Source organism: Mesorhizobium sp. RSR380A, assembly GCF_054719385.1.
This window is the reverse complement of record NZ_JBTTIB010000001.1, coordinates 4,594,550-4,608,076: the sequence shown is the minus strand read 5'-3', so window position 1 is coordinate 4,608,076 and position 13,527 is coordinate 4,594,550. Positions and strand designations below refer to the sequence as shown.

The 13,527-nt window shown below is 63.2% G+C and carries 13 protein-coding genes; 9 read left to right on the top strand and 4 right to left on the bottom strand.

Going from position 1 to position 13,527, the window contains the following annotated elements:
* The first annotated feature begins 228 nt into the window (after positions 1-228).
* The 5 genes from ACYG9Z_RS22085 to ACYG9Z_RS22065 all read left to right on the top strand — a co-directional run bounded on the left by ACYG9Z_RS22085 (position 229) and on the right by ACYG9Z_RS22065 (position 4,073).
* Entirely contained in the window at positions 229-570 is a 342-nt protein-coding gene (locus tag ACYG9Z_RS22085) for a DUF2147 domain-containing protein (RefSeq protein ID WP_023687258.1), read from the top strand.
* A gap of 224 nt (positions 571-794) precedes the next feature.
* Positions 795-947, top strand: coding sequence for a hypothetical protein (locus tag ACYG9Z_RS22080; protein ID WP_023752992.1), 153 nt, complete (start codon positions 795-797; stop codon positions 945-947).
* Between the two features lie 39 nt (positions 948-986).
* Entirely contained in the window at positions 987-1,181 is a 195-nt protein-coding gene (locus ACYG9Z_RS22075) for a hypothetical protein (protein ID WP_023670200.1), read from the top strand.
* Between the two features lie 277 nt (positions 1,182-1,458).
* Positions 1,459-2,919, top strand: coding sequence for an AMP nucleosidase (locus tag ACYG9Z_RS22070; RefSeq protein ID WP_023731828.1), 1,461 nt, complete (start codon positions 1,459-1,461; stop codon positions 2,917-2,919).
* A gap of 140 nt (positions 2,920-3,059) precedes the next feature.
* A complete protein-coding gene (locus tag ACYG9Z_RS22065; protein ID WP_156929813.1) occupies positions 3,060-4,073 on the top strand; it encodes an endonuclease/exonuclease/phosphatase family protein in 1,014 nt (337 codons plus the stop codon).
* 25 nt (positions 4,074-4,098) lie between these two features.
* Here the strand turns inward: ACYG9Z_RS22065 and ACYG9Z_RS22060 are convergent, their stop codons facing one another.
* The gene (locus ACYG9Z_RS22060) at positions 4,099-4,698 is read right to left on the bottom strand and encodes a DUF922 domain-containing protein (protein ID WP_023692824.1); all 600 of its coding nucleotides are present in this window, start codon (positions 4,696-4,698) and stop codon (positions 4,099-4,101) included.
* A gap of 143 nt (positions 4,699-4,841) precedes the next feature.
* On the bottom strand, positions 4,842-6,521 hold the full coding sequence (locus ACYG9Z_RS22055; protein WP_023698595.1) for an electron transfer flavoprotein-ubiquinone oxidoreductase: 1,680 nt from the start codon (positions 6,519-6,521) through the stop codon (positions 4,842-4,844).
* Positions 6,522-6,823: 302 nt separating this feature from the next.
* Between ACYG9Z_RS22055 and ACYG9Z_RS22050 the strand changes: the two genes are divergently transcribed.
* From ACYG9Z_RS22050 to ACYG9Z_RS22040, 3 genes are all read left to right on the top strand, one after another.
* Positions 6,824-7,378: a hypothetical protein gene (locus tag ACYG9Z_RS22050; protein ID WP_023698594.1), complete on the top strand. Its 555-nt coding sequence runs from the start codon at positions 6,824-6,826 to the stop codon at positions 7,376-7,378.
* 141 nt (positions 7,379-7,519) lie between these two features.
* Positions 7,520-8,398: a uracil-DNA glycosylase gene (locus ACYG9Z_RS22045; RefSeq protein ID WP_023684518.1), complete on the top strand. Its 879-nt coding sequence runs from the start codon at positions 7,520-7,522 to the stop codon at positions 8,396-8,398.
* Between the two features lie 224 nt (positions 8,399-8,622).
* Entirely contained in the window at positions 8,623-9,435 is an 813-nt protein-coding gene (locus ACYG9Z_RS22040) for a helix-turn-helix domain-containing protein (protein WP_023698592.1), read from the top strand.
* An 18-nt stretch (positions 9,436-9,453) separates the two neighbouring features.
* Here ACYG9Z_RS22040 and ACYG9Z_RS22035 read toward each other — a convergent pair whose 3' ends face one another.
* The gene (locus ACYG9Z_RS22035; RefSeq protein WP_023698591.1) at positions 9,454-10,356 is read right to left on the bottom strand and encodes a DMT family transporter; all 903 of its coding nucleotides are present in this window, start codon (positions 10,354-10,356) and stop codon (positions 9,454-9,456) included.
* Between the two features lie 170 nt (positions 10,357-10,526).
* The gene (locus tag ACYG9Z_RS22030) at positions 10,527-10,739 is read right to left on the bottom strand and encodes a hypothetical protein (protein ID WP_155921555.1); all 213 of its coding nucleotides are present in this window, start codon (positions 10,737-10,739) and stop codon (positions 10,527-10,529) included.
* Positions 10,740-10,776: 37 nt separating this feature from the next.
* On the opposite strand from ACYG9Z_RS22030, the gene pepN reads away from it, so the two are divergent.
* On the top strand, positions 10,777-13,416 hold the full coding sequence (pepN, locus tag ACYG9Z_RS22025; protein ID WP_023732017.1) for an aminopeptidase N: 2,640 nt from the start codon (positions 10,777-10,779) through the stop codon (positions 13,414-13,416).
* Positions 13,417-13,527 lie beyond the last annotated feature (111 nt).

Sequence of the window (13,527 nt, the reverse complement as noted above, 5' to 3'; positions counted from 1 at the left end):
ATGATTTGACGAAAATTTGCGAGGCGCCGATCAACACTCTGCTAACCACGCAAACCAAAGCCAACGCCTCGATCGTTTCATTTTCACGGACTGCGCTCTCCCGACCCCGCATGAAAATTGCGAAACCTTCCGTGGCGGTACGCTTTTGTTTTGCCAGGAGCTGGATTAGCTTACGTTTGCGTAAGGGGCAGAGAGGCGGCTGCCCCATCTAAACCAGGGAGGACAGATATGTTTCGCAAAGTGAGCTTGGCCCTGGCGGCCGCCGTGATGATGGCTGGTGCGGCTTGGGCCGATCCGATCGAAGGCAATTGGAAGACACAAGCCGGCGACACAGCAGTTATCGGCGGCAGCGGTTCATTCTCCATCACCCTGAAGACCGGCAAATATGCCGGGAAGACCATCGGTTCGCTCAAGGCGGCCGGGGCCAACAAATATGCCGGCAACATCACCGATCCGGCAAACGACAAGACCTATTCGGGCAAGGCAACACTGTCGGGCACCTCGCTCAAGATGAGCGGCTGCGTGCTCGGCGGGCTGATCTGCAAGAGCCAGACCTGGCACAAGCTCTGATCTTGCTGCTTTGAGTTGACCAACGGGGCCTTCACAGGCCCCGTTTTCTTTTGCAGGACGGTCCGCGCCATAGCGACGACCGTGCCGTTTGCGGCGGCGCAAACCCGAACCGACGCTCTCTAAGACCTCGTCAATCACTTTGAACCGCAGATGAACGTCGGCATCAGCGCCGGTTCAGTCGCATCAGGGCATTTTGATGGCGTGTTCAAGGAGACACTACGCAAATGCTCGCTCGCCGCTTCACCATCGTCTGCCTGTTGATGAGCCTGTTCGGGATGCTCTTCGCCATCCTCGTGGCCGAAGCCGGCCGCCCGGCCCGTTCCTGGGATGCAGCTAATTCCTGCCAATTCGATTGCATGAACCATTTTCGCCCCTGAGACGACAAAGACATAGATCCAAACAGAAAAGCAAAAGCCATGAACCGCATCGCCATCAACGCCCTCCAGACCCTTCGGCTCCTGCCGCGGGCGGCGCTCGTTCTGGTCGTGTTGTCGGCGCCGGTCCTGGCCATGCCGATGATGCGGGCCAATGCCGACACGACGATCGACGCGCCGGCGACGAAGAAGCATGGCGTCGGCTTTGTCTTGCTGGTCAGTCTGCAGCGCGGGTAAGGTGTGCCGGTATTAAGGTGATGCTGGCCTGCAAGTGGCGGCCTTGGTGCTCACATGCTTCGAGTACGCTCCGCTCCGGTTCTCGAAGCCAACCAGTTTGGTCGCTTCGCGCCCGTCCTCGACTCCGGCTCAGCCTTACCTGAATCTCAGCACACCTTGGGCGTGGACGAATAAATCGACCACTTGGCGGCCACCCTCCCCTCCCAAGTGCGGCCTCAAGTCTCTATATTGAGCCATGGAAAAGCGAATCTACCCACAAGCTATCGAATCGGTCGTCATGCCGGAGCCTTTCGGCAAGCAGAGCTTCGACGACGCCAAAAAGGCCGTGGCCGCCTTGCAGGTGCTCTACGACCGCAACACCAAGTTTCTGCGCGACTCCTTTGCCACGCTTGCCGCCGGCGGCGACGAAAGCAAGCGCTACCGCGCCTTCTACCCGGAGATCGGCGTCACCACCAATTCGTTCACCCAGATCGACTCGCGCCAGGCCTACGGCCACATGCCGACCCCCGGGCATTTCTCGACCACCATCACCCAGCCGGTGCTGTTCGAACGCTATCTCGTAGAGCAGCTTCGCCTGATCATGCGCAATCACGGCGTGCCGGTAACGGTTTCGGAATCGACCACGCCGATCCCGCTGCATTTCGCGTTCCTTGAAGGAACCCATGTCGATGGCGCCGCCGCCGACCGCATCAAACGGCCGATCCGCGACCTGTTCGACGTGCCGGATCTCGACGGCACCGACGACCAGATCGCCAACGGCACCTTCGAGGTCGCGTTCGGCGAACCAAGGCCGCTGGCGCCGTTCACGGCGCAGCGCATCGACTATTCGCTGCACCGCATGACGCACTACACCGCGACCAGCCCGCAGCATTTCCAGAACTTCGTGCTGTTCACCAACTACCAGTTCTACATCGACGAGTTCGTCGCCCGCGCGCGGGCCCAGATGGCTGAAGGCGGCCACGGCTATACCGAATTCGTCGAACCGGGCAATGTCATCACCAAGGCAGGGCAAAACGCGCCCAGCGAAGGCGTGGCGGCGCCGCGCCTGCCTCAGATGCCAGCCTATCATCTGAAGAAGCCGAACCATGGCGGCATCACCATGGTCAACATCGGCGTCGGCCCGTCCAACGCCAAGACGATCACCGACCATGTCGCGGTGCTGCGGCCACATGCATGGCTGATGCTCGGCCATTGCGCCGGCCTGCGCAACACTCAGGCGCTGGGCGACTATGTGCTGGCGCATGCCTATGTCCGGGAAGACCATGTGCTGGACGATGACCTGCCGGTGTGGGTGCCGATACCGCCGCTGGCCGAGATCCAGGTGGCGCTGCAGGAGGCGGTCGCCGAAGTCACCGGACTTTCCGGCTACGATCTCAAGCGCATCATGCGCACCGGCACCGTCGCCACCATCGACAACCGCAACTGGGAACTGCGCGACCAGCGCGGACCGGTGCAGCGGCTGTCGCAGTCGCGCGCCATCGCGCTCGATATGGAATCGGCCACGATCGCCGCCAATGGCTTCCGCTTCCGCGTGCCCTACGGCACGCTGCTTTGCGTCTCCGACAAGCCGCTGCATGGCGAGTTGAAGCTGCCCGGCATGGCGACCGAATTCTACAAGCGGCAAGTGGCGCAGCATCTGACCATCGGCATCAAGGCGATGGAGAAGCTGGCGGAAATGCCGATGGAACGGTTGCATTCGCGCAAGCTGAGAAGCTTTTCGGAGACGGCCTTTCAGTAGACCGGCTTGCCGTAAATGTTTGCCGCGAGGCGTTTCGTCATCTTGATTGGGCCGCATTTCAGCCGATAAAGGCCTGATACCTCGGCAATGTATTACCCGGTCTATGGGCAAAACCCGGTCTGATGGCACGCGTGCGAAAGATGATGGCTTCAATGGCGTTCCTGGCAATGCTCGGCCTCTCGGCCGCGCTTGTAGCCGGGTTCTTTGGCGCACTGCATCCGGCCTTCGATTCCTTCGCCCATTTCCGCATCCATTTTGCCGTGCTGATGGGGCTGATTGCGCTGCCGCTGCTCGCCACCTCGTTTCGCCTGCAGGCGGGCGTGGGCCTGCTGCTGGCCGTGGCCGCCTTCGCCAGCACGTTGAGCACCTTGCCGCGCCTGTGGCCGGTGCGGGCCGCCAATGACGCCGCGCCCGGCAACGAACCGGTCTACCGGCTGCTGCAGATGAACCTGCGTTTCAACAATCCGACACCCAAGAAGGTTCTTTCGCTGATCGGCAGGACCAACCCAGACGTGATCACGCTCGACGAAGTATCGGCCATGTGGGCGACCGAACTCAGCTATATCCAGAACGCCTATCCCTATCGCATCCTGTGCGCCCATCCCGACGGCGTGTGGGGCGTGGCGCTTTTGTCCCGGCGACCCTTTGCGGCCGGCACCGAGCCGCATTGCGAACCGCGCGGCGCGATGGCGGCCGCCACCGTCGATTTCGGCGGCACTCCGGTCGATGTCGCGGCGATCCATTTGAGCTGGCCGTGGCCGAAGGAACAATACTGGCAGATCGGCGAGTTGACCGAGACGCTCACCTCGCTCGGCGAGACGGCGATCATGGCCGGCGACTGCAATGCCGTGCCGTGGAGCGCCGCGGTACGGCGCGTTGCCTCGCTCGGCGGACTGACCGTGATGCCGTCGGCCGGACCGACCTGGATCCACCGGACCCTGCCCGATTTCCTGCGGCGCTATGCGGGCCTGCCGATCGACCAGGTGTTTTCGAAGGGCGGGGTGACCATCCTGTCGTCGACGCAGATGGAAGAGACCGGCTCCGACCATCTGCCGGTGATGGTGGAATTTTCATTGATGCGCGACGAGACCAAGCCGGTCGACGAGGATTCTACCGCGACTGTGTCGCTGATCCAGCCCAGCATGGGCGGCTAGATCGTACGCCACGGGGCTTACGGTTTCACAAGCCTACCAAGGCCTCGATGATGCGCTCGACATGGCCGCCTTCACTGTGCTCGCGCGCGTCGAACGCGATCTGTTTTGCCTCATAGAGCTTGGAAGTGGCTTGCAAGCGCCGCGTGGCTTCGACGCGCGTTTTGTTGCATTGCGGATCGTTGGCAAATTTCAGGCCGCGAACCGACCGCTCGGCAGCCTGCATCATCTGCCCGGCGATACGGCCATGGGTTCCTTCATGAGCGAGAACGCCTGTGAAAAACCGGTTCCAGCGTTTGCGCAGCGCCGGCGTGACGGCCGAGGCGACGCGCGGGTAGGTGTAGGCGATGTTGAGCGTTCCATTGGCCTGGCGCAGGCGGCAGACGCCGTTGACCTGACCCACGTCCAGGCTCCAGTCGGCGGTGTAGCTTGTCTGCGCGATGGCGTGGGTCATGAAACCGTGCTTGGGGCCCCTGCGGTTCATGGCGATAACCAGACCGGCACCTGTCGTGCCGGTGATGTCATAGGTTCGCGTCTTGACGACGGTTTTCACCCCCGCCGACGCCGTCCCGACGACGCCGCAGGCCGCGCTTATGACGGCGACGCAAAACAAGACCAACACGCGCATGCCATTTTCCCCATGGACGCGGCAATGAGACCACAAGCAGACGACGGTTTCAACAATCTTTGGCGCCGAGCGCCTTACATGCCTTGGTAAACCCGGCCATCGCCGCCATTTTTGCTGGTCGAGACGGCCCCGGTCGGTGGGGCTCACATGCCCTGATAGACCGGGCCTTCGCCGCCTCGTGGCGGCACCCAGTTGATGTTCTGGTTGGGATCCTTGATGTCGCAGGTCTTGCAGTGCACGCAGTTCTGCGCGTTGATGACGAAGCGCACATCCTTGGCAGACGGATCGGCGGCGGCGTTGCCGTCCTTGTCGACCCATTCGTAAACACCGGCCGGGCAATAGCGGGTCGAAGGCCCGGCAAAGACATCATGCTCGGAACGCTTCTGCAACTCCATGTCGCCGACGATGAGATGCACCGGCTCGTTTTCCTCGTGATTGGTGTTGGACAGGAACACCGAGGACAGGCGGTCGAAGGTCAGCACGCCGTCCGCTTTGGGATAGGCGATCTTCTTGTGCTTGGCCGCGGGCTCAAGCGTGGCATAATCGGCCTTGCCATGTTTCAGCGTGCCGAAGGGCGAGAAGCCGAACAGCGTGTTCAGCCACATGTCGAGACCACCGAGGCCGACGCCGATAATGGTGCCGAAGCGCGACCAGAGCGGCTTGACGTTGCGGACCTTCTTCAAATCCTTGCCGATATCGGTCGCGCGCCAGGCGTCCTCATAAGACGACAGTTCGTCATTGGCGCGGCCGGAGCCGATCGCTTGCGCGACATGCTCGGCCGCCAGCATGCCGGACAGCACCGCATTGTGCGAACCCTTGATGCGCGGCACGTTGACGAAGCCCGCCGCACACCCCATCAGCGCGCCGCCGGGGAAGGAGAGTTTCGGCACCGACTGCCAGCCGCCTTCGGTAATGGCGCGCGCGCCATAGCCGATGCGCTTGGCGCCCTCGAAGGTGCGCGATATCGCCGGATGCGTCTTGAACCGTTGGAATTCCTCGAAGGGCGACAGCCAGGGGTTCTTGTAGTTGAGATGCAGGACGAAGCCGACCGCGACCTGGTTATCCTCGAGGTGGTAGAGGAAGGAGCCGCCGCCTGTCTTCAGGTCGAGCGGCCAGCCGAAGGAGTGCTGCACCAGGCCCGGCCGGTGGTTCTCGGGCTTGACCTGCCACAGCTCCTTGAGGCCGATGCCGTATTTGCCGGGCTCACGCCCGTCGGACAGTTTGTATTTTGCGATCAGCTGCTTGGACAGCGAACCGCGCGCGCCCTCGCCGATCAGCACGTATTTGCCCATCAGCGCCATGCCCGGCGCAAAGCCCGGGCCATGTGTGCCGTCTTTTTCGACGCCCATGTCGCCGGTGACGACGCCCGTGACGGCGCCGGCATCGTTGTAGACGAGGCTGACGGCAGCAAAGCCCGGATAGATTTCGACGCCTAGCGCTTCAGCCTTGGTTGCCAGCCAGCGGCAGACATTGCCGAGCGAGACGATGTAGTTGCCGTGATTGTTCATCAGCGGCGGCATCAGTATATTGGGCAGACGGAACGAGCCGGCGGGGCCGAGCACCAGGAAATCGTCGGCCGTAACCGGCGTCTTGAAGGGATGGCCATCTTCCTCGCGCCAGCCCGGCAACAGGCGGTCGATGCCTATTGGATCGACGACGGCGCCTGACAGAATGTGTGCACCAACCTCGCCGCCCTTTTCCAACACCACGACGGAAAGCTCGGGATTGACCTGCTTGAGACGGATCGCTGCGGCAAGGCCCGCCGGGCCGGCCCCGACGATGACCACGTCGAATTCCATGCTCTCGCGTTCGATCTCGCTCATCAACCCCTCCGCACTGGCCAACCGTTTCCGGCATTTTGCTGGCTCCTGCGCTGCATAGCGCATCAATCCGCGACAGGAAACCGGCGCTGACGTGACAATGCCGATTTCGACAAAAAGTCGCGGATGACAACTCTGCCGCAAGCGTTTTGCGCGCGGCCGCGCTCAGCGTCCCATATTTTAATTGTTCGACGGCTCTCTTATCGGCCATACTTATTTCCATGCGCACGCCGTCCGGCTATTCATTGACGCGCTTCCCCCTTCCGCCCGGCCGGACGTGCCGAGCGATCCTTCTCGCCCTTTCAATGCTTACGCCGGTTCGCGCTCAGGCCGAGCCGGTGAAGGTGTGGGCGACCGGCGCCTATTCCTTTTCCGACGAGCTTGGCGGTTTCCACATCACCGGCGCCTCGGGCACCGGCACCAAGGAAGATCCGTTGGTCATCTCCGAGGAGCTGAATTCGTCGACGCCGGTGACGCTCACCATCCGCACCACCAAACCGATCCAGCCGTTCAGCACCAACGGCGAATTCGCCAACGGCATCCTGTACATGCGTATCGAGGTGCTCAACAACAGCGGCCAGGCCTGGGTCGAATTCCAGTTCGAGCTGCAGGAGATACTCAACCAGCCGAGCGTGTTCGGCGACGGCCTGTCCTTCGACCAGCGCAACAAGACGCCCGACAACATCCTGTCGAGCGCGTACGCCGATTTCGACCGCGATTTCGAACCCTATGACCGGCTCTTGTTCAAGAGTGGACAGATCGACCCGCTGAAGAGGGGACGCTTCGAGTTTCTGATCACCGACTACACGCCGCGCTGGACGTTCTATCTGGTGCAGGATCCGCGGATACCGACGGGGTAAGCGGCAGACGCCGTGAAAATCGCCACGAAATGCCCTTCGTGATTGGCGAAAGCCGACGAGCGCGTAATCTCCCTCCTTAAGGGGGAGATTACTAACCGCCCAACCTTGCAAATCGTCTCTCGGCGGACGAATGTGCCCGGCATGACTGCCGCCTCCCCCAACAACCGATCCGACCTGGCCGAGTTGCTCGCCTTCTACGCCTCTGCCGGTGTCGACGAAGCGTTGGAGGACGCGCCGGTGAACCGGTTTGCCGGGGCAGCACCGAAGCGCCCCGAGCGCACAACGGCGCCTGCCGCGCCGCCTCGCGAAAACAAGTTTCCGGAACAAGCCGCCGCCAGCCCCGGGCTGGACGCAAGCCGGGTGCCGGACGCGCCGGCGCGTTCCGTTCCGGCCATGGCGACGGTGCCCGACGAGGCACAGGCGGCCCTGGCCCGGCAAATGGCGGCAAGTGCCTCGACGCTCGACGAACTGCGCCAGCACATGGCGTCGTTCGATGGCTGCAACCTCAAATTCACCGCCAAGAACCTGGTCTTTGCCGACGGCAATCCGGAAGGTTTGGTGATGTTGGTCGGCGAGGCGCCCGGCCGCGACGAGGATATTGAGGGCCTGCCCTTCGTCGGCCGCTCGGGCCGGCTGCTCGACCGCATGCTGGCTGCGATCGGGCTTGACCGGACTTCGGTCTATATCGCCAACGTCATTCCCTGGCGGCCACCCGGCAACCGCACGCCGACGCCGCACGAGACCGAAATCTGCCGTCCCTTCATCGAGCGGCAGATAGAGCTGGTCAATCCGAAGGTGCTGGTCAATCTCGGTGGCCCATCAGCCAAAACCTTGCTCAACACGACCGAGGGCATCCTGCGCCTGCGCGGCAATTGGCGCGTCCACACCACGGCTTCCGGTGTCGCCATTCCGGCGATGCCGACGCTGCATCCGGCCTATCTCTTGCGGACCCCTGCGCACAAGAAGCTGGCCTGGCGGGATTTTCTCGAGGTGAAGGCGAAGTTGCGGGAGGTGGGGTGAAGCGCGCCTCTTCCTTCCACCCTTGTGGGGGAAGGTGGATCGGCGCGCAGCGCCGAGACGGATGAGGGGTGTTCCAGCGGAGTGAGACGTTGGCGTTCCCTGGAACACCCCTCATCCGACCGAGCTTCGCTCGGCCACCTTCTCCCACAGGGGGAGAAGGGAGAACCGCGCCAATGACCTCCCAGGTAATTGAAATACGCCTCTCCCCGGCCTACTCATCCCCCATGACAACAGCCCAAACCTCCGCCGGCAGCCTGATCCGCGAATGGCGCACGCGCCGGCGCATGAGCCAGCTTGATCTCGCAATGGAGGCTGAGATTTCCCAGCGTCATCTCTCCTTCGTCGAAAGCGGCCGCACCGCGCCCTCGCGCGAGATGGTGCTGCATCTGGCCGAGCAGCTTGAGATTCCGCTGCGGCAGCGTAATCAGCTGTTGCTGGCTGCCGGCTTTGCCCCGAGCTTCAGCGAGCGGCCACTCACAGATACGACGCTGGCGCCGGCGCTTGCCGCGGTCGAGAGCGTGCTCAAAGGGCATGAGCCGTTCCCCGCCCTCGCCGTCGACCGGCACTGGAACCTGATTTCCGCCAATGCCGCCATCGGCCCGTTTCTGGCCGATGTTGCCGAGCCGTCGCTGCTCCAGCCGCCGGTCAATGTGCTGCGCCTCAGCCTGCACCCGAACGGCATCGCACCGCGCATCGTCAATCTCGCGGAATGGCGGGCGCATCTGCTGGAGCGGCTGAAACACCAGAACGATGCCGCCGGCGATCCCGTCCTGGTCGAGCTGGAGCGCGAATTGCGAACCTATCCGTCCGGGCTCAAGGGTGCGCGGCCGGTGCCGGTCGAGCCCAACGGCATCGTCCATCCGCTGCGGCTGGCGCATGGCGACCAGGTGCTGTCCTTCATCAGCACCATCACCGTCTTCGGCACGCCGCTTGACGTGACGCTGTCGGAACTGGCGATCGAGTCTTTCTTCCCGGCCGACGAGCAGACGCGAGCGGTGCTGGTGCGGCTGGCGAAGGAACGTGCGGAAGCCAGCTGAGCAACCCCGCGGACCTCCTCACCCCTGTGGTGGCGCTGCCTTGCGCGTTCGGGTGCGTTCCAGGCCGAGTTGGCGCTCGCGCCAGATGATGAACATGCCGGCGGCAACGACGATCACACCGCCGACGAGCGTGTTGATGGTGGCGATATCGCCAAAGGCGAAATAGCCGACGACGACGCCGAGGATCATCGAGGTGTATTCGAACGGCGCCACCACCGAAGCTTCGGCATGGCGGTACGCCGCCGTCATCAAAATCTGCGCCAGCCCGCCACAGAACCCTGCTGCGACCAGCAGACCGGCCTGCAGCGGCGTCAGCGCCTGCCAGCCGAAGGGCAGCGTAAGCAGCGCCATGACACTCGCCGTCGCCGAGAACCACAACACGATGGTCGCTGTTCGTTCAGTCTGGACAAGATTGCGCACGAGCAGGATGGCATTGGCGGAGATTGCTGCAGAAACAAGAGCAGCGATGACGCCCAGCACCTCCTGGTCGCCGAGCGCGACGCCCGACGTGAGCAGCGTCAGCTCCGGCCAGGAGATGATCAGCACGCCGACCAGACCGACCGCAACCGCGCTCCAGCGATAGACGCGAATGGCTTCGCCGAGGAATAGCGAGGAGAACACCACCACCAGCAAAGGCTGGGCATAGTTCAGCGTGATCGCTTCCGGCAGCGGCAGCCGGGTCAGCGCAAAGAAGCCGAGCCCCATGGCGCAGACGCCGACGACACCACGTGCGATGTGGTTCAGCGGGCGTTTGGTGGCAAACGCCGTGCCCAGTTTTCTCGTGAAGGCCAGGAAGACGATGATCGGGAAGATGGCGAAGAAGGAGCGGAAGAAGACGATCTGGCCGGCCGGCAAAGTGCCGGCGGCCTTGATGCAGGTTTGCATGCCGACAAAGACCGCCACCGACATGACCTTGAGCATGATCCCGGTGAGAACATTAGAGCGCCGCGCGTCGTCTTCGACGCGTAAAGGACGCTCTGACACTTTAAATCTGCGCATCGTGCTTTCCAAAAATCGACATTGATTTTTGGGCCGATGCGCGCCGGGATGATCGGACAGTTTCCCGCCCGCTTCGTCTCCAGGCCCGGCTTTCACTGTTTTGTTGCTTCCCGGATCTCCGCTGAGATGCGCGTCGAACGACGCGGTAAACAGGCGCCCATGCCGAACTTCGATGTGACGACGGTCATCAAGGCCTCACGATAATGGCGGAAGGGGAACGCCCCGAAATAGGCATTGGCGCAGTTTTGTCGAGTGACCGTTTCGTGTAAAGAGCGCGCAACTTTAGATTTAATGGGCCAGGACACGTCAGCGGCTCCGATAGCGACAGGGAAACCCAAGGGAATGCGAACCGATACCGGCCAGGTCTTCAAGCTCGAAGACTACCGCCCCAACGACTTTTCCATCCCGCAAACCGGCCTCACCTTCCGCCTTTCGCCAGACGCAACGCGTGTCACCGCAGTGCTGACGATCGAACGCCGCGATGGCGCCGCCGTCTCGACGTCGCTGGTGCTGGACGGCGACGGGCTGGTGCTCAAGCGCATTGCCATCGACGGTCGCGAGCTTGCCCCGGCCGAGTATCTCGCCACGCCGGACCAGCTGACCATTTTGAGGCCGCCGGCCCGTTTCCAGCTGCTGCTCGAGACCGAGATCGCGCCGGCCAGCAATGAGGCGCTGATGGGCCTCTACCGCTCCAGCAATGTCTATTGCACGCAATGCGAGGCCGAGGGCTTTCGCCGCATCACCTATTTCCTCGACCGCCCCGACATCCTGTCGGTCTATACCGTGCGTATCGAGGCAAGGTTGGACGAAGCGCCGCTGTTGCTTTCCAACGGCAATCCGGTCGAAAGCGGCGCGCTTGCCGACGGCTGGCACTTTGCAGTCTGGGACGACCCCTTCCCCAAGCCGTCCTATCTGTTTGCGCTCGTGGCCGGCAATCTCGGCAAGGTTGCGGACAGTTTCGTCACCATGTCCGGGCGCGAGGTCGAACTCGGCATCTATGTCGAGCCAGGCAAGGAGGGGCTTGCCGGCTACGCCATGGACGCGCTGAAGCGCTCGATGCAATGGGACGAGCAGGCCTTCGGCCGCGAATACGACCTCGACGTCTTCAACATCGTCGCCGTTTCCGACTTCAACATGGGGGCCATGGAGAACAAGGGCCTCAATATCTTCAACGACAAGTATGTGCTGGCCGACCGGGAAACCGCCACCGATGCCGATTTCGCCAATATCGAGGCGATCATCGCGCATGAGTATTTCCACAACTGGACCGGCAACAGGATCACCTGCCGCGACTGGTTCCAACTCTGCCTTAAGGAAGGGCTGACGGTCTTTCGCGACCATGAATTCTCCGCCGACCAGCGCTCGCGTGCGGTCAAGCGCATCGCCGAAGTGCGCACGCTTAGGGCGCACCAGTTCCCCGAGGACCAGGGACCGCTGGCGCATCCGGTACGGCCGCGCCGCTACCGCGAGATCAACAATTTCTACACGGCGACGGTCTACGAAAAAGGCTCGGAAGTCGTGCGCATGATCCGCACGATTCTCGGGGCCGAGGCTTTCCGCGCCGGCATGGACCTCTATTTCGAGCGCCATGATGGCGAGGCCGCGACGATCGAGGACTTCCTGAAGGTGTTCGAGGACGCCTCCGGGCGCGACCTGTCTCAGTTCGCGCTCTGGTATCACCAGGCGGGCACCCCGAACCTGACCGTCAGTTCGACGCACAATCCGGCGACGCGCGAGTTTACCCTCGAGATCGAGCAGTCGGTGCCGCCGACACCGTCGGAGAGCCGCAAGCGCCTGATGCACATTCCGCTCGCCTTCGGCTTGGTCGGCGCCGGCGGCGAACCGGTCGCCTATGGCGGCGTCGAAGGCGCCACCGTCGAAGACGGTGTCATCCATATCCGCAAGCGCCGACATATGGTGCGCTTCTCAGGCGTCGCCGAGCGGCCGGCGGTGTCGCTCAATCGCGGCTTTTCGGCGCCGATCACACTTTCGGTCGAGCAGAAGGCCGACGACCAGTTCTTCCTCGCCGGCCATGACAGCGATGCCTTCGCGCGCTGGCAGGCGTTCAACACGCTGCTCACCGATGCGCTGATAGCGGCCTTCCGCCAGATCCTCGGCGGCGCGAAGCCGGCTTTCACCGCCAGGCTGACCGGACTTGCCGGCAAGATCGCCGGCGACGAGACCCTGGAACCTGCCTACCGGGCGCTGGCGCTGTCACTTCCGGGCGAGGCCGACATTGCCCGCGACATCGGCACGAACATCGATCCCGACGCCATCTTTGCCGCTCGCGAGGCGTTGGCGCTGGCAATCGCGCGCGCCAATCAGCAAACGTTCACCGACCTATACGGCCGCCTCGCCGGCGACGGGCCGTTCAGCCCCGACGCGGCAAGTGCGGGACGCCGCGCGCTGCGCAACATCCTGCTCGACTACCTCTCGCTGCTGCCGAAAGGTGCTGCGCTCGCCGCCCGGCATTTCGAAACCGCGACCAACATGACCGACCGCGCCGCAGCGCTGACCGTCCTTGCGCACCGCCATGACGGTTCGCCGGAGGCGATCAAGGCGCTGGCCGATTTCGAGGCGCGTTATGGCGCCGATCCGCTGGTCATGGACAAATGGTTCCAGATCCAGGCCAGCGTGCCGGGACGCCGGACAGTCGACACGGTACGCGAGCTGACTGGTCACGCAGCTTTCTCGATGGCCAATCCGAACCGGGTGCGCTCGCTGGTCGGCACATTCGCCAGCGCCAACCAGACCGGCTTCCACCGCGCCGATGGCGAAGGCTACCGGTTTTTTACCCAGACCGTACTCGAGGTTGAAAAACGCAATCCGCAAGTGGCGGCCAGGCTGGCGACAGCGCTGCGCTCGTGGCGCTCGCTGGAGCCGGGCAGGCAAGCCAAGGCCAGGGAAGCGCTGCTGGCCATCGCCGGTGCCGAGAACCTGTCGGCGGATTTGCGGGACATTGTGGAGCGAACGCTGGCCTGATCCCTCCCCCTTGAGGGGACGGTGGACAGCCGCCGAAGGCGGATGGACGGGTGGGGTCGTTGCGGCAGTGCGCGACCTCGACCAACTTCGACCGTGATTGAGAGAGTCGAG